Here is a 16,729-nt window from a genome sequence, read left to right as displayed (position 1 = left end):
TCCTGATCAGCCCCGGTTCTGTACGTGCTGGTAGCCGAAGCGGCCCTTGATGCAGAGGTTGCCGTGGGTCACCGGGTTGTCGTGCGGTGACGTGACCTTCACGATCTCATTGTCCTGCACGTGCAGCGTGAGATTGCAGCCCACTCCGCAGTACGCGCACACCGTCGTCGTCTCCGTCTGCCGCGACTCGTCCCACGTACCCGCCGCGCGCATGTCGAACTCGGACTTGAAGGACAGCGCACCCGTGGGGCACACCTCGATGCAGTTCCCGCAGTACACGCACGCCGAGTCGGTCAGCGGGGCGTCGTGCTCCACGGCGATCCGGGCGTCGAAACCGCGCCCGGCGACCGAGATCGCGAAGGTGTTCTGCCACTGGTCGCCGCAGGCGTCGACGCACTTGTAGCAGAGGATGCACTTGTCGTAGTCGCGTACGTACAGGTCGTTGTCGACCCTCGGTTCCTCGTTGAGGCGGGCCGCGTCCGGGCCGAAGCGGTCCGGCTTCGCCTCGTACTCCTTGAGCCACTCGGCGACGCGGGGCGTGGTCGACAGATCGACCGACGACGCGAGCAGTTCGAGGACGACCTTGCGGCTGTGCCGGGCGCGTTCGGTGTCGGTGCGGACCTCCATGCCCGGCTCGGCCTTACGGGAGCAGGCCGGGACGAGGGTGCGGGACCCCTCGACCTCGACGACGCAGACCCGGCAGGCGTTCTTCGGGCGCAGGGTGTCGCCCTCGCACAGGGTCGGGATGTCCTTCCCGGCCGCCCGGCAGGCGTCGAGGATCGTCGAGCCCTCGGGGACCCTGGCCTCCTCGCCGTCGATCGTGAACTCCAGCATGCGGCGCGGGATCCCCAGCGGTGTGACGGTCATTCGTACGCCCCCAGACGGTCGATGGCGGATTCCACGGCGTTCCACGCGGTCTGGCCGAGACCGCAGATCGAGGCGTCCCGCATCGCGCGGCCGACCTCCCTGAGCAGGGCGATGTCCCCGGCCGCGGAGGCGCCGGTACGCTCCACGATCCGGTGCAGCGCCTCCTCCTGCCGCACGGTCCCGACCCGGCAGGGCACGCACTGGCCGCACGACTCGTCGCGGAAGAACTCCGCGATGCGCAGCAGCAGCCGGGGGAGGGGCACAGTGTCGTCGAAAGCCATGACGACGCCCGAGCCGAGCGTCGTGCCCGCCTCCCGTGTCCCTTCGAAGGTGAGCGGGATGTCCAGCTCGTCGGCCCGTACGAAGCCGCCCGCCGCCCCGCCGAGCAGCACCGCCCGCAGCCCGTCCCGCACCCCGGCGAGGGTGAGCAGGTCGCCCAGCGTCGCGCCGAACGGCAGCTCGTAGACGCCCGGCCGCTCCACACTCCCGGACACGCAGAACAGCTTCGGCCCGGTGGACCGGCCCGTGCCGATCGCCGCGTACGCCGGGGCGCCCATGGTGAGGATCGGCAGCACGTTGACCAGCGTCTCGACGTTGTTCTCGACCGTCGGCTTGCCGAACAGGCCCTTCTCCACGGGGAACGGCGGCTTCGAGCGGGGCTCGCCCCGGTAGCCCTCGATGGAGTTGAACAGGGCCGTCTCCTCACCGCAGATGTAGGCGCCCGCACCGCGCCGGATCTCGATGTCGAAGGCGTAGCCCTGGCCGAGGACGTCGTCGCCGAGCAGTCCCCGGGCGCGGGCCTGCGCGATCGCGTGTTCGAGGCGGTGCAGGGCGCGCGGGTACTCGCCGCGCAGGTAGAGGTAGCCCTGGTGGGCGCCCGTCGCATACGCGGCGATCGTCATGGCCTCGACCAGCGCGTACGGGTCGCCCTCCATGAGCACGCGGTCCTTGAAGGTGCCCGGCTCGGACTCGTCGGCGTTGCAGACGAGGTAGTGCGGATGGTCCGGCTGGGACGCCGTGGCCTGCCACTTGCGGCCGGTCGGGAAAGCCGCGCCGCCCCGCCCGGCCAGGCCCGAGTCGGTGACCTCGCGGATGACCCCGGCGGGACCCAGTTCGAAGGCCCGGCGCAGGGCGGTGTAGCCGCCGTGGGCGCGGTAGTCGTCCAGGGACGCCGGGTCGACCACGCCGACCCGGTGCAGCAGCATCAGGCCGTCCTGCCCGGCCTGGGGCACCGCCAGCGCGGCCGGGGGTTCCTCCGGCGCCGAGTCGGGGGCGCTCGCGGCGAGGACGGCGTCGTGCACGGTCGCCGGCGCCGAGACCGCCGTACGGACCGGGTCCCCGGCCCTGATCGCGAGCGCGGCCGGGGCTCGTTCGCACAGGCCCAGGCAGGGGCTGCGCTGGACGCTCACCCCGCTGCCGAGCCCCAGCCGCTCCTCGATCCCCGCGCACAGCTCCGGGGCCCCGGCCGCCGCGCACGCCAGGTCCGTGCACACGTGGAGCACGGTCGCCGGACGCGGCTTGACGGAGAACATGGCGTAGAAGGTGGCGACCCCGTACGCCTCCGCCGGCGGCACCGTCAGCCGCCGGCACAGGTAGTCCAGGGCGCCGTCGCTGATCCAGCCGACCCGGTCGTTGATCGCGTGCAGCCCCGGCAACAGCAGGTCGCGGCGGTCCCGGGCCTCACGTCCGCCACGGGCCCACCTGAGATCGGCGTCGGAACGGTCGGCGCCCTCCCAGGAGGACTCCGGAGGCCCGAGCAGGGCGTCGACGGCCGCCCGTTCCTCGTCCGTCGGCTTGCTGTCACCGAAGTGCAGGTCCACAGTGCGTCACCCCACGATGGTCGCGATGGGCAGCTTCTCGATCCGGATCGCCGACGCCTTGAACTCCGCCGTCCCCGCGATCGGGCAGTTCGCCTCGATCGTCAGCGCGTTGGTGTCCACCTCGTCGGGGAAGTGCATGGTCATGAAGGCGAGCCCGGACCGCAGCGCGGGGTCCACCCACACGGGCGCGGTCACCGACCCGCGCCGCGAGGTGACCTGCACCTGCTCGCCGACCACCACGCCGTAGCGCTCGGCGTCCTCCGGGCTCAGCTCGATGTACTCGCCGCGCCGCAGCGGCGAGGCGTAACCGCCGCTCTGCACCCCGGTGTTGTACGAGTCGAGGCGCCGCCCGGTGGTGAGCCGGATCGGGTACTCCTCGTCGGTGAGGTCCACGGGCGGGTCGTGCTGCACGATCCCGAAGGGCGCGAGCCGGCCGCGCTCGGCGGGGTCGGACTCCCACAACCGGCCGTGCAGATAAGTCGGTTCGATCCCGTCGGTGCTGGGGCACGGCCACTGGATGCCCTGGTGCTCCTCCAGGCGCTCGTACGTCATGCCGTAGTGGTCGGGCGAGACCGACCGGAGCTCGTTCCACACGGTCTCGGCGTCGGCGTACTTCCAGTCGTGGCCGAGGCGGGCCGCGAGGTCACACAGGATGTCGATGTCCTCGCGGGCCTCGCCGGGCGGGGTGACGGCCTTGCGGACGCGCTGCACCCGTCGCTCGCTGTTGGTGGTCGTCCCCTCGGTCTCCGCCCAGCCGGCCGTGGCGGGCAGGACGACGTCCGCGAGCTCGGCCGTCTTGGTCAGGAAGATGTCCTGCACGACCAGGAAGTCGAGCGCCTGGAGCCGCCGTACGGCCTGCTCGCTGTCGGCCTCCGACTGGGCGGGGTTCTCGCCGATGCAGTAGACGGCCTTGAGGGCGCCGTCCTCCATGGCCTCGAACATCTCCGTGAGGTTCAGGCCGTAGTGCGGCTGGATGACGGTGTCCCAGGCGGACTCGAACTTCAGCCGGGTGTCCGGGTCGAGGATGTCCTGGAAGCCGGGCAGGCGGTTGGGGATCGCGCCCATGTCGCCGCCGCCCTGCACGTTGTTCTGCCCGCGCAGGGGTTGCAGGCCGGAGCCGTAGCGGCCGACGTGCCCGGTGAGCAGGGACAGGTTGATCAGGGCGCGGACGTTGTCGGTGCCGTTGTGGTGCTCGGTGATGCCGAGGGTCCAGCACAGCTGGGCCCGCTCGGCGCGGGCGTAGGCGTGCGCCAGCTCGCGGATGGCGGCGGCCGGAACGCCCGTCACCTTCTCGGCGAGCGACAGCGTCCACGGCTCGACCAACGCCCGGTACTCCTCGAAGCCGGTGGTCGCCCGCGCGATGAACGCCTCGTTCGCCAGGCCCGCGTGGATGATCTCGCGGCCGATCGCGTGCGCCATCGGGATGTCGGTGCCGACGTTGAGGCCGAGCCAGCTCTCCGCCCACTCGGCGGTCGACGTCCGGCGCGGGTCGACCGCGTACATCCGGGCGCCGTTCCTGATCCCCTTCAGCACGTGCTGGAAGAAGATCGGGTGCGCGAAGCGGGCGTTGGAGCCCCACATCACGATGACGTCGGTGTGCTCGATCTCCTCGTACGACGACGTCCCGCCGCCCGAGCCGAACGCCGCCGACAGGCCCGCCACGCTCGGCGCGTGGCAGGTGCGGTTGCAGGAGTCGACGTTGTTGGTGCCCATGACGACCCGGGCGAACTTCTGGGCCACGTAGTTCATCTCGTTCGTGGCCCGGGCGCAGGAGAACATCCCGAACGCGCCCCGGTTGCGCGCCAGTCCCCGGGCGGCCCGGTCCAGGGCCTCCTCCCAGGTGGCCCGGCGGAAGGGCTCGTCACGCGAGTCCCTCACCAGCGGATGGGTGAGCCGTGTGTAGGTCTTCGGGGTTCGGTCGCGTTTGCTCATGCGGCGCTCCTCAGCGCGAGCAGGTCCGAGATGGCGTGCACGGTGCGCAGGGTGGGCACCTCCACGCCGGTGATGTCCGCCAACTCGACGACTGCCGCGAGGAGAACGTCGAGTTCGAGCGGTTTGCCGCGCTCCAGGTCCTGGAGCGTGGAGGTGCGGTGGTCGCCGACCCGCTCGGCGCCCGCGAGCCGGCGCTCGATGGAGACGCCGACCTCGCAGCCGAGGGCGTTCGCGACCGCGAGCGTCTCGGTCATCATGATCTCGATGACCTTGCGGGTGCCGCCGTGCAGGCACATCTGCCGCATGGTCGCGCGGGCCAGCGCGCTGATCGGGTTGAAGGAGATGTTGCCGAGCAGCTTGAGCCAGATGTCGTTGCGGAGGTCCGGTTCGACCGGGCACTTCAGCCCGCCGGCCTGCATGGCCTCGCTGAGCGCCACGCACCGCGGGGACACGCTGCGGTCGGGCTCGCCGATCGAGAACCGCGTGCCCTCCAAGTGCCGGACGAGGCCCGGTCCTTCCAGCTCGGTCGCCGCGTAGACGACGCATCCGACGGCCCGTTCGGGCGCGAGCACCGCACTGACCGCGCCGTCCGGGTCCACGCTCTCGATCCGGTGGCCGTCGTAGGGGCCGCCGTGCCGGTGGAAGTACCACCAGGGGATGCCGTTCTGGGCGGCCACGACCGCCGTCGTGTCGCCCAGCAGCGGCGCGATCAGCGGCCCGCACGCCGCGTACGCGTTGGCCTTCAGGCCGAGGAAGACGTAGTCGACCGGGCCGACTTCGGCCGGGTCGTCGGTCGCGTGGGGGTGCGCGGTGAAGTCGCCGCGCGGGCTGCGCACCCGGACTCCGTGCTGCCTCATGGCCGCCAGATGCGGTCCACGGGCGATGAGATGCACCTCGGCGCCCGCGCGGTGGAGCGCGGCGCCGACGTAGGCGCCGATGGCACCGGCGCCGAGAACTGCGACTTTCACGGGAACACTCCGTTCGGTTTGAGGGATACCGCGGAGGTGACTGCCGAGTGGCCGGCTCACGGCCGGTGTCAGCTTGTGTCGACGGAATATTGTCTACAGTATGGACGTTGGGTCAGCAAGGGTCCGTGCGGTGACCGTTCGGCGCATGTTGGATACCGCTCACCGCATACTCGATGCGCCGCCTTCTCAACTCCCCTGCCCATGCCTACGGTTCCGGGTTCATGAGTCCCCCAGTCGCGCCCCCGGGCTGGAGCCGCTGGCTTGTCCCGCCCGCCGCTCTCTCCGTCCATCTCTCCATCGGCCAGGCCTATGCCTGGAGCGTGTTCAAGCCGCCCCTGGAGTCCGCACTCGGCCTCAGCGGCACGCAGAGCGCGCTGCCCTTCCAGCTGGGCATCGTCATGCTGGGCCTGTCCGCCGCGTTCGGCGGCACGCTCGTCGAGCGCAACGGGCCGCGCTGGGCGATGACCGTCGCCCTGGTCTGCTTCTCGTCCGGCTTCCTGCTCTCCGCGCTGGGCGCGTCCTTGGAGCAGTACTGGCTGATCGTCCTCGGCTACGGCTTCGTCGGCGGCATCGGCCTCGGCATCGGCTACATCTCGCCCGTCTCCACCCTGATCAAGTGGTTCCCGGACCGGCCCGGCATGGCCACCGGCATCGCCATCATGGGCTTCGGTGGCGGCGCGCTCATCGCCTCGCCGTGGTCCGCGCAGATGCTGGAGTCGTTCGGCGCCGACAGCTCCGGGATCGCCCTGGCCTTCCTGGTGCACGGGCTGACGTACGCCGTGTTCATGCTGCTGGGTGTGCTTCTGGTCCGGGTTCCGAGCAGTGCCCCAGGGGCGCGGGGAACTGCGCGACCGGCCCCCACCGGCCCGCAGGTCTCCGCGAACCAAGCCATCCGCACGCCGCAGTTCTGGTGCCTGTGGATCGTGCTCTGCATGAACGTCACCGCGGGCATCGGCATCCTGGAGAAGGCCGCCCCGATGATCACGGACTTCTTCGCGGACTCCTCCACGCCCGTGTCGGTGACGGCCGCCGCGGGCTTCGTCGCGCTGCTGTCGGCGGCGAACATGGCGGGACGCATCGGCTGGTCCTCGACGTCCGACCTGATCGGCCGCAAGAACATCTACCGCGTCTACCTGGGCGTCGGTGCGCTGATGTACGCGCTCATCGCCCTGTTCGGCGATTCCTCCAAACCGCTGTTCGTCCTGTGCGCACTGGTGATCCTGTCCTTCTACGGCGGCGGCTTCGCGACCGTACCGGCGTACCTGAAGGACCTGTTCGGCACGTACCAGGTCGGTGCCATCCACGGGCGGCTGCTCACCGCCTGGTCCACGGCGGGTGTGCTCGGGCCGCTCATCGTCAACTGGATCGCCGACCGGCAGGAGGAGGCCGGCCGGCACGGCGCGTCCCTGTACGGGCTGTCGTTCGTCATCATGATCGGGCTGCTCGTCGCCGGCTTCGTCGCCAACGAACTCGTCCGGCCCGTCCACCCGCGCCATCACATCCCGGCACCGAAGGAGGCCGCGCATGTCCAGCGACAGCAGTCAGAGTCCGCCTAGCACGGACCGGCGGTGGCTGATCGCCTTCGCCTGGGTATGGGTGGGCCTGCCACTCGCCTACGGCCTGTACGAGCTGGTCCGCAAGGCGACCCAGCTGTTCACCGGCTAGGCAGCGGGTCAGGTGACAGGTGCTCGGTCGCCCGAAGTCCTGACCGAAGCTGACAACGCGGGCACCTGTTTCCTGTCACCTTGCCCGCCGTCGTACCGGCGAGTCACTGATCAGACTGGTGGATCCCGCTACCCAAGTTCCAACGAGGGGGACCATCCACATGATCGGCTCGCGCATCGCCGCCGTCGGCCACTACCAGCCCGCCAAGGTGCTCACCAACGAGGACCTGGCGGGCCTGGTCGACACCAGTGACGAGTGGATCAGGAGCCGCGTGGGCATCCGCACCCGCCACATCGCCGGCCCCGACGAACCCGTCGACGAGCTGGCCGCCCACGCCGCCGCCAAGGCCCTCGCGGCGGCCGGGCTGACCCCCGCCGACATCGACCTGGTGCTGGTCGCCACCTCCACCGCCATCGACCGCTCGCCCAACACCGCCGCCCGGGTCGCGGCCCGCCTCGGCATCCCGCAGGCCGCCACCATGGACCTCAACGTGGTGTGCGCCGGGTTCACCCACGCCCTGGCCACCGCCGACCACGCCGTCCGCGCGGGGGGCGCGAGCCGGGCCCTGGTCATCGGGGCCGACAAGATGTCCGAGGTGACCGACTGGAGCGACCGCACGACGTGCGTGCTCGTCGGCGACGGGGCCGGCGCCGCGGTCGTGGAGGCGGCCGACGAGACCGCCATCGGACCGGTGCTGTGGGGTTCGGTGCCCGAGATGGGCAACGCCGTGCGGATCGAGGGCACGCCGCCGCGTTTCGCGCAGGAGGGGCAGAGCGTCTACCGCTGGGCGACGACGCAACTGCCGCCCATCGCGCGGCGGGCGTGCGAGCGGGCCGGACTGGAGCCGGCGGACCTCGCGGCGGTCGTACTGCATCAGGCCAATCTGCGCATCATCGAACCCCTCGCGGAGAAGATCGGCGCCGTGAACGCGGTCGTCGCGCGCGATGTCACGGAGTCCGGCAACACGTCGGCCGCGAGCATCCCGCTCGCCCTGTCCAAGCTGGTCGAACAGGGTGCGATCGCCACGGACGACCCGGTCCTGCTGTTCGGCTTCGGCGGGAACCTGTCGTACGCCGGGCAGGTCGTCCGCTGCCCCTGAGTCCGCGTCCGAGCCCGCGTCGCGGTGTGACGCGGTCAACTGTCCGTAACCCTGGCTGTTGTGCGCCGTAGACTGTAGACGAAAGACAATCAATACTGACGCCACGGCTACACCGGCTTCCGCCGCGCTGTGCACGGCCCTGCCGAGGAGGGGGACCGCGATGCTGTCGACAGGACTGCCCCAGGGGGCGGTACCCAAGCTGGAACGCCCGGGTCCGCTGCGCGACCGTGTCTACGAGGCGCTGCTCGAACTCATCACCACCCGTGCCCTCCAGCCCGGTCAGCACCTCGTGGAGAGCGAACTCGCCGGGCATCTGGGGGTCTCCCGGCAGCCGGTGCGCGAGGCGTTGCAGCGGCTCAACACCGAGGGGTGGGTCGATCTGCGGCCCGCCCAGGGCGCGTTCGTGCACGAGCCGACGGAGGAGGAGGCCGACCAGCTCCTCACGGTCCGTACGCTCCTGGAGGCCGAGGCGGCCCGGCTCGCCGCGGCGGGCGCGGACAGCGCCGGCATCGCGGCGCTGGAAGCGCTGTGCACGGAGGGTGAGAAGGCCGTCGAGGCGGACGACGTGGACGGGGCCGTCGCCATGAACGCCCGCTTCCACGCGAAGATCATGGAGCTCGCCGGCAACGCCGTCCTCGCCGAACTGGCCGCCCAGGTCGACCGCCGCGTCCGCTGGTACTACACGCCGGTCGCCCGCCAGCGGGGCCACCAGTCCTGGATCGAGCACCGCGCACTCATCGCCGCGATCACCGAGCGCGACGAACAGCGGGCCACGCACCTGATGCGCGAACACACCGAGCACACGAGGCGCTCGTACCACGCGCGGGAGCGCTCGTAGGCCTCAGCCGGCGGGGCTAGTCCCGTCTGAGCTCGCACCCCTCGCCTTTGTCCTGTGAGTGGAAAAAGTAGAGGGCAATTCCTGCGTGACTTCTTCCCACCTTCGGCAGCCGCTGCTACGTTCCCTCCGAAAGCAAGCCACTGATGTGGCGGAAAACCGGCGCGCACAGGCCGATTGAGGCGGGGAGGGGCTCGTGAGACGTATGACCGCACGACCCGGGAACGCCCACCAGGCCCGACTGCTCAAGCTGCTGCGCGACGGCGGCCCCAACTCCCGTGCCCAGCTGGGCGACCAGGTCGACCTCTCGCGGTCCAAGCTCGCCGTGGAGGTGGACCGGCTGCTGGAGACGGGGCTGGTCGTGGCCGACGGACTCGCCGCCTCGCGCGGCGGCCGCCGCTCCCACAACATCCGGCTCAACCCCGGGCTGCGCTTCCTCGGCGTCGACATCGGCGCGACCTCGGTCGACGTCGCCGTCACCAACGCCGAACTGGAGACGCTCGGGCACCTCAACCACCCCATGGACGTGCGCGAGGGCCCGGTCGCGGTCTTCGAGCAAGTCCTGGCCATGGCCGCCAAGTTGAAGGCCTCGGGGCTCGCGGAGGGGTTCGACGGCGCCGGCATCGGCGTCCCGGGCCCGGTCCGCTTCCCCGAGGGCATTCCGGTGGCCCCGCCGATCATGCCGGGCTGGGACGGCTTCCCCGTGCGGGAGGCGCTCAGCCAGGAACTCGGCTGCCCGGTCATGGTCGACAACGACGTGAACCTCATGGCGATGGGGGAGCAGCACGCGGGCGTCGCCCGCACCGTCGCCGACTTCCTCTGCGTCAAGATCGGCACGGGCATCGGCTGCGGCATCGTCGTCGGCGGTGAGGTCTACCGCGGTACGACGGGCAGCGCCGGCGACATCGGGCACATCCAGGCCGTGCCCGACGGCCGTCCCTGCGCCTGCGGCAACCGGGGCTGCCTGGAGGCCCACTTCAGCGGGGCGGCCCTCGCCCGGGACGCCACGGAGGCCGCCCAGCAGGGGCTCTCCGCCGAACTGGCCTCGCGGCTGGAGACAGGCGGCGGGCTCACGGCCGTCGACGTAGCCGCCGCGGCCGCCGCGGGCGACGCCACCGCACTCGACCTGATCCGCGAGGGCGGCAACCGCACCGGCCAGGTCATCGCCGGCCTGGTCAGCTTCTTCAACCCGGGCCTGGTGGTGATCGGCGGCGGGGTGACCGGCCTCGGCCACACCCTGCTCGCCGCGATCCGCACCCAGGTCTACCGCCAGTCGCTGCCGCTGGCGACGGGCAACCTGCCCATCGTCCTGGGCGAGTTGGGACCGGCCGCCGGAGTCACCGGCGCGGCCCGGCTCATCAGCGATCACCTGTTCTCACCCGCGTAAGCACTCAGTTCGGTACGGCTTCTCACTCGCGTAAGCGCTCAGTTCAGTACGGCTTCTCACTCGCGTAAGCGCTCAGTTCAGTACGGCGTACCAGCACCGCGCTCTGCTTTGCCCTGCCCTGCAACCGGCCCGCACGCCCGCCAAGGGGAATTCGCATGGCACCAGAACCACCGCTGCTCAGCATGTCCGGCATCACCAAGTCGTTCCCCGGAGTCCGGGCCCTCGACGGCGTCGATCTCGACGTCCAGGCCGGCGAGGTGCACTGTCTGCTCGGCCAGAACGGCGCCGGGAAATCGACCCTTATCAAGGTCCTGGCCGGCGCCCACCAGCCCGACACCGGCGAGATCCGCTGGCGCGGCGAGCAGGTCACACTCCGCTCGCCGATCGCCGCCATGCGGCTCGGCATCGCGACCATCTACCAGGAACTCGACCTGGTGGAGCACCTGTCGGTCGCCGAGAACGTCCACCTGGGCCACGAGCCGACCGCCGCCGGTTTCGTCGTCCGCGGGAAGGCCGCCAAGGAGTCGACGGCCGCTCTGCTCAAGCGACTCGGACACGCGGAGATCGATCCGGCCCGGCTCGTCGGGGAGTTGTCCGCTGCGCAGCAGCAGATCGTGTCCATGGCCCGGGCGCTCTCCCACGACGTGCGGCTCATCGTGATGGACGAGCCGTCCGCCGCCCTCGACCCCGACGAGGTCGACAACCTCTTCCGCATCGTCGGCGCCCTCACCGCCGCCGGTGTCGCCGTCGTCTACATCTCGCACCGCCTGGAGGAGATCCGGCGCATCGGCGACCGGGTGACCGTGCTCAAGGACGGGCGGGCCGTGGCGAACGGACTGCCGGCGAAGACGACCCCCACCCGCGAGGTCGTCGCCCTGATGACGGGCCGCAACGTCGAGTACGTCTTCCCCGACCGCCCCGCCTCCCCGCCGCCCGGCGAACCCGTGCTGAAGGTCCAAGGGCTGTCGCGGCAAGGGGAGTTCGAGCCCCTCGACCTGGAGGTACGGCCGGGCGAGATCGTGGGCCTGGCCGGACTCGTCGGCTCGGGCCGCTCCGAGATCCTGGAGACCGTCTACGGCGCCAGGAAACCGACGTCCGGTCAGGTGCTGGTCGACGGCAAGCCGTTGAAGCCCGGCAGCGTCCGGGCCGCGGTCCGGGCCGGACTCGGGCTCGCCCCGGAGGAACGCAAGGCGCAGGCCCTGCTGATGCTGGAGTCCGTCACCCGCAACGTGTCGGTCTCCTCCATGTCCCGCTTCTCGCGCGGCGGCTGGATCGACCGGGGCGCCGAACTCGGCGCCGCCCGCGCCGCGACCCGCGAACTGTCGCTCAGGCCCGACAACCCGTCCGTGCCGGTGCGCACCCTGTCCGGCGGCAACCAGCAGAAAGCCGTCCTGGCCCGCTGGCTGCTGCGCGGCTGCAAGGTGCTGCTGCTCGACGAACCCACCCGCGGTGTCGACGTCGGCGCCCGCGCCGAGCTCTACGCGGTCGTCCGCCGGCTGGCCGACGAAGGCCTCGCCGTGCTGCTGGTCTCCAGCGAGGTGCCCGAGGTGCTCGGCCTCGCCGACCGCGTCCTGGTGCTGCGCGAGGGCCGTGTCGTCCACACGGCACCCGCGCGCGAACTCGACGAACACCGCGTACTCGACCTGGTCATGGAAGGAAGTCCGGCGTCATGACGCAGCCCGTCTCCCCGCCGCGGGACAGCATCACCGACAAGGTGCCCCAGGACCGGCCCACGGCCTGGCGCGGCCTGCTGGCCCGCACCGACGTCCGCACCCTGTCCCTGCTCGGTGTGCTCGCCGTGCTGATCCTCATCGGCGGCATCACCAAGCCCGACGAGTTCCTCGACACCCGCAACCTGCAACTCGTCCTCACCCAGGCGTCCGTGATCGGTGTCGTCACCGTCGGCATGACCTTCGTCATCGTCTCCGGCGGCATCGACCTGTCGGTCGGCGCCATCGTCGCCCTCGCCTCGGTGTGGGCGACCACGGTGGCCACCCAGGAGTACGGCTTCGCCGGCATCCTCTTCACGGCGGTCGTCGTCGGAGTTGGCTGCGGCCTGGTCAACGGGGTACTCATCGCCTACGGCGCCATGGTGCCCTTCATCGCCACCCTCGCCATGCTGGCCTCCGCCCGCGGCCTCTCCCTGCAGATCACCGACGGCAAGACGCAGATCGTGACCGTGCCCTCCGTCCTCGACCTGGGCGAACGCGACGCCTACGTCCTCGGCATCCCGCCCCTGGTGCTGGTCTTCGCGGTCGTCACCGTCATCGGCTGGCTGGTGCTCAACCGCACCACCTTCGGCCGCCGCACGGTCGCCGTCGGCGGCAACCCGGAGGCCGCCCGGCTCGCCGGCATCGACGTCCGCCGCCAGCGGCTCTACCTCTACCTGCTGTCCGGGCTGTGCTGCGGCATCGCCGCCTTCCTGCTGATCGTCCTGTCCGGCTCCGGACAGAACACCAACGGCAACCTCTACGAACTCGACGCCATCGCCGCCGCGATCATCGGCGGCACCCTCCTGACCGGCGGCCGGGGCACCATCACCGGCTCCGTGCTCGGCGTCCTGATCTTCACCACGATCACCAACATCTTCGCCCTGAACAACCTGCAGAGCGACGTCCAGCAGATCGCCAAGGGCGCGATCATCGTCGCCGCCGTGCTGGTCCAGCGCCGTACCGCGAGCACGACCTGAGGAAAGGGTTCACCGCCATGACCGAGATCACGAGCCGCAGAGGACTGCTCTTCGGAGCCGCCGCCGTCTCCGCCGGTGCCCTCCTCACGGGGTGCACGAGCAACGAGCCCTCCGACTCCAAGGACGAGCCGGCCGGGAACGACCAGCCCGCCGCTGACGACAAGCCCGGCAAGCAGGTCACCATCGGTTTCGCCGGACCGCAGGCCGACCACGGCTGGCTCAACGCCATCAACGACAACGCCAAGAAGCGGGCCGAGAAGTACTCCGACGTCACCCTGGAGATCACCGAGGGCTCCAACGACACCGCCCAGCAGATCGGCCAGATCGAGACCCTCATCAACAAGAAGGTCGACGTCCTGGTCGTGCTCCCCGCCGACGGCAAGGCCCTCACCCAGGTCGGGCTGAAGGCGATGCGCGCGGGCATCCCCGTCGTCAACCTCGACCGGATCTTCAACACCCCGCAGGCGTACCGCTGCTGGATCGGCGGCGACAACTACGGCATGGGCCTCAACGCCGGCCACTACATCGGCGAGAAGCTCAAGGGCAAGTCCGGCGCCCGCGTCATCGAGCTGGCCGGCCTGGACAACCTGGAGCTGACCAAGCAGCGCACCCAGGGCTTCGACGACGCCCTGAAGAACTACCCCAACATCAAGAAGGTCGCCCGCCAGGCCGCCGAGTTCACCGTCGAGTCCGGGCAGGCCAAGATGGCCCAGCTGCTCCAGGCCCAGTCGAAGTTCGACGCGCTGTGGAACCACGACGACGACCAGGGCGTGGGCGCGCTGCGCGCCATCGAGCAGGCCGGGCGCGACGACTTCCTGATGGTCGGCGGCGCGGGCGCCCTGTCCGCCTTCCAGGCCATCAAGCAGGACAGCGGCGTGCTGAAGGCGACCGTCCTCTACCCGCCGACCATGGCCGCCTCCGCGATCGACCTCGCCCGCGCCCTCGGACAGGGCAAGGGCATCGGCGGCATGGCCGAGTTCGAGATCCCGGCGTCCATCACCCTCTACTCGGCCGTCGTCGACAAGACCAACGTCGACCAGTACATGCCCACCGGCTTCCGGTGACCGCTTCCGCCCGCACCCCCCACGTGCGCCACCCCGACCAGGACGAGGAGGACACCCGTATGGGACAGCCGCAGCAGCAGTCAGATGGGACCGAGGCAGGCAAGCCACCCCTGCGCGTGGGAATGGTCGGCTACGCCTTCATGGGCGCCGCCCACTCCCAGGGCTGGCGCACCGCGGGCCGCGTCTTCGACCTGCCGCTGAACCCCGTGCAGACCGCGATCTGCGGCCGGGACGCCACCGCCGTACGGGCGGCGGCCGACCGCCACGGCTGGGCGTCCACCGAGACCGACTGGCGCGCCCTCGTCGAACGCGACGACATCGACCTCGTCGACATCTGCACCCCCGGCGACAGCCACGCCGAGATCGCGCTGGCCGCCCTCGCGGCCGGCAAGCACGTCCTGTGCGAGAAGCCGCTGGCCAACACCGTCGAGGAAGCCACCACGATGGCGCGGGCCGCCGAAGAGGCCCACCGGCGCGGGCAGGTGGCGATGGTCGGCTTCAACTACCGCCGGGTCCCGGCCACCGCCCAGGCCCGCCGCATGGTCGCCGAGGGCCGCCTCGGCGCACTGCGGCACGTGCGCGTGACGTACCTCCAGGACTGGCTGGTCGACCCGCAGTTCCCGCTGACCTGGCGGCTGCGCAAGGAGCAGGCCGGCTCCGGTTCGCTCGGCGACCTCGGCGCGCACATCATCGACCTCGCGCAGTACCTGGTGGGGGAGCGGCTGGCGGGCGTCTCCGCGCTGACGGAGACCTTCGTACGGCAGCGGCCCCTGCCCACCGGCGCCACCAGCGGCCTGTCCGCCGTCTCGGCCGCCGGCACGGGGGAGGTCACCGTGGACGACGCCGCCCTGTTCACGGCCCGCTTCCCCTCCGGCGCCCTCGCCTCCTTCGAGGCCACCCGCTACGCCACCGGCCGCAAGAACGCCCTGCGCATCGAACTCAACGGGGAGAGCGGCTCGCTCGCCTTCGACCTGGAACGGCTCAACGAACTGTCCTTCCACGACGGCACCGAACCCGGCGCGGAGGCCGGCTTCCGCCGCATCCTCGTCACCGAACCCGACCACCCCTACCTGGACGCCTGGTGGCCGCCGGGCCACGGCCTCGGCTACGAGCACACCTTCGTCCACCAGGCCCGCGACCTCGTCCACGCCATCGCCGAGGGCCGCCGCCCCGAACCCTCCTTCGCCGACGGGCTCCAGGTGCAGCGCGTGCTCGCGGCCGTGGAGGAGAGTGCCGAGAAGAACTCCGTCTACACGCCGATCGCGGTCTGAGGAGGCTGACGCGCATGCCGCGCACATTCACTCTGTTCACCGGCCAGTGGGCCGACCTGCCGCTGGAGGAGGTCTGCCGGCTCGCCCGCGACTTCGGCTACGACGGGCTCGAACTCGCCTGCTGGGGCGACCACTTCGAAGTCGACAAGGCACTCTCCGACCCCGGGTATCTCGACGGCCGCCGGGCCCTGCTCGACAAGTACGGCCTCAAGTGCTGGGCCATCTCCAACCACCTGGTCGGACAGGCCGTCTGCGACGCCATCATCGACGAACGCCACCAGGCGATCCTGCCGGGAGAGATCTGGGGCGACGGCGACCCGGAAGGGGTCCGGCAGCGGGCCGCGGACCGCATGAGGGACACCGCCCGCGCCGCGGCCGCCTTCGGCGTCGACACCGTCATCGGCTTCACCGGCTCCGCCATCTGGCACCTGGTCGCCATGTTCCCGCCCGCCCCCGACGCGATGATCGAGCGGGGCTACCAGGACTTCGCCGACCGCTGGAACCCGATCCTGGACGTCTTCGACGCGGAGGGCGTCCGGTTCGCGCACGAGGTCCACCCCAGCGAGATCGCCTACGACTACTGGACCACGCAGCGCGCCCTGGAGGCCGTCGGCAACCGCCCCGCGTTCGGCCTGAACTTCGACCCTTCGCACTTCGTGTGGCAGGACCTCGACCCGGTCGGCTTCCTCTGGGACTTCCGCGACCGCATCTACCACGTCGACTGCAAGGAGGCCCGCAAGCGCCTCGACGGACGCAACGGCCGGCTCGGCTCCCACCTGCCCTGGGGCGACCCCAGGCGCGGCTGGGACTTCGTCTCCGCCGGGCACGGTGACGTCCCCTGGGAGGACGTCTTCCGGATGCTGCGCTCCATCGGCTACCAGGGCCCGATCTCGGTCGAGTGGGAGGACGCCGGCATGGACCGGCTGCAGGGCGCCCCCGAGGCCCTGACCCGCCTCAAGGCGTTCGACTTCGAACCACCCAGCGCGTCCTTCGACGCCGCGTTCAACAGCTGAACCACGCACTCCCCGCAGGTCGGGGACGGGGACCGGTTCCACCGCCGGCCCCCCCTCCGACCTGCCCGGATCCCGCTTTGTCCTGAGCGGGGAGAAAGCTCAACCGAACCCGATCCAAG

14 protein-coding genes are annotated in these 16,729 nt (G+C 71.1%); 10 read left to right on the top strand and 4 right to left on the bottom strand.

Annotation, left to right across the window (positions count from 1 at the left end):
* Positions 1-6: 6 nt before the first annotated feature.
* Genes ABZ192_RS26990 through ABZ192_RS26975 form a run of 4 tightly spaced genes read right to left on the bottom strand, consistent with a single transcriptional unit; the run spans position 7 to position 5,587 of the window.
* Positions 7-867, bottom strand: coding sequence for a 2Fe-2S iron-sulfur cluster-binding protein (locus ABZ192_RS26990; protein ID WP_356927044.1), 861 nt, complete (start codon positions 865-867; stop codon positions 7-9).
* Positions 864-2,687 (bottom strand): NAD(P)H-dependent oxidoreductase subunit E, encoded by a 1,824-nt coding sequence (locus tag ABZ192_RS26985; protein WP_356927043.1) that lies wholly within the window; start codon positions 2,685-2,687, stop codon positions 864-866. Before ABZ192_RS26985 ends, ABZ192_RS26990 begins: the two co-directional genes overlap by 4 nt.
* A 6-nt stretch (positions 2,688-2,693) precedes the next feature.
* Positions 2,694-4,619, bottom strand: a complete 1,926-nt coding sequence (locus ABZ192_RS26980) for a molybdopterin-dependent oxidoreductase (protein WP_356927042.1) — start codon at positions 4,617-4,619, stop codon at positions 2,694-2,696.
* Positions 4,616-5,587: a 2-dehydropantoate 2-reductase gene (locus tag ABZ192_RS26975; protein WP_356927041.1), complete on the bottom strand. Its 972-nt coding sequence runs from the start codon at positions 5,585-5,587 to the stop codon at positions 4,616-4,618. The genes ABZ192_RS26980 and ABZ192_RS26975 overlap by 4 nt, the downstream gene beginning before the upstream one ends.
* 221 nt (positions 5,588-5,808) lie before the next feature.
* Between ABZ192_RS26975 and ABZ192_RS26970 the strand changes: the two genes are divergently transcribed.
* The 10 genes from ABZ192_RS26970 (at position 5,809) to ABZ192_RS26925 (ending at position 16,610) form a co-directional block, all read left to right on the top strand.
* Positions 5,809-7,143 carry an OFA family MFS transporter gene (locus tag ABZ192_RS26970; RefSeq protein ID WP_356927040.1) on the top strand — a complete coding sequence of 445 codons (1,335 nt, stop codon included), beginning with the start codon at positions 5,809-5,811 and terminating at the stop codon, positions 7,141-7,143.
* Complete coding sequence (locus ABZ192_RS26965; RefSeq protein ID WP_356927039.1) at positions 7,112-7,252, top strand: hypothetical protein; 141 nt, start codon at positions 7,112-7,114, stop codon at positions 7,250-7,252. Before ABZ192_RS26970 ends, ABZ192_RS26965 begins: the two co-directional genes overlap by 32 nt.
* A gap of 160 nt (positions 7,253-7,412) precedes the next feature.
* Complete coding sequence (locus ABZ192_RS26960) at positions 7,413-8,351, top strand: beta-ketoacyl-ACP synthase III (protein ID WP_356927038.1); 939 nt, start codon at positions 7,413-7,415, stop codon at positions 8,349-8,351.
* Positions 8,352-8,511: 160 nt separating this feature from the next.
* Positions 8,512-9,189, top strand: a complete 678-nt coding sequence (locus ABZ192_RS26955) for a GntR family transcriptional regulator (protein ID WP_356927037.1) — start codon at positions 8,512-8,514, stop codon at positions 9,187-9,189.
* Positions 9,190-9,391: 202 nt separating this feature from the next.
* On the top strand, positions 9,392-10,573 hold the full coding sequence (locus tag ABZ192_RS26950) for an ROK family transcriptional regulator (RefSeq protein WP_356927036.1): 1,182 nt from the start codon (positions 9,392-9,394) through the stop codon (positions 10,571-10,573).
* Positions 10,574-10,728: 155 nt separating this feature from the next.
* On the top strand, positions 10,729-12,246 hold the full coding sequence (locus ABZ192_RS26945) for a sugar ABC transporter ATP-binding protein (RefSeq protein WP_356927035.1): 1,518 nt from the start codon (positions 10,729-10,731) through the stop codon (positions 12,244-12,246).
* Positions 12,243-13,262, top strand: coding sequence for an ABC transporter permease (locus ABZ192_RS26940; RefSeq protein WP_356927034.1), 1,020 nt, complete (start codon positions 12,243-12,245; stop codon positions 13,260-13,262). The genes ABZ192_RS26945 and ABZ192_RS26940 overlap by 4 nt, the downstream gene beginning before the upstream one ends.
* 17 nt (positions 13,263-13,279) lie before the next feature.
* A complete protein-coding gene (locus tag ABZ192_RS26935; protein WP_356927033.1) occupies positions 13,280-14,326 on the top strand; it encodes a substrate-binding domain-containing protein in 1,047 nt (348 codons plus the stop codon).
* A gap of 59 nt (positions 14,327-14,385) precedes the next feature.
* Positions 14,386-15,597: a Gfo/Idh/MocA family oxidoreductase gene (locus ABZ192_RS26930; RefSeq protein WP_356927080.1), complete on the top strand. Its 1,212-nt coding sequence runs from the start codon at positions 14,386-14,388 to the stop codon at positions 15,595-15,597.
* A gap of 14 nt (positions 15,598-15,611) precedes the next feature.
* A complete protein-coding gene (locus tag ABZ192_RS26925) occupies positions 15,612-16,610 on the top strand; it encodes a sugar phosphate isomerase/epimerase family protein (RefSeq protein ID WP_356927032.1) in 999 nt (332 codons plus the stop codon).
* The last annotated feature ends 119 nt before the right edge of the window (positions 16,611-16,729 follow it).

This window comes from Streptomyces sp. NPDC006235 (assembly GCF_040613735.1).
GTDB lineage: Bacteria > Actinomycetota > Actinomycetes > Streptomycetales > Streptomycetaceae > Streptomyces.
This window is presented reverse-complemented; position numbering and strand designations above follow the sequence as displayed.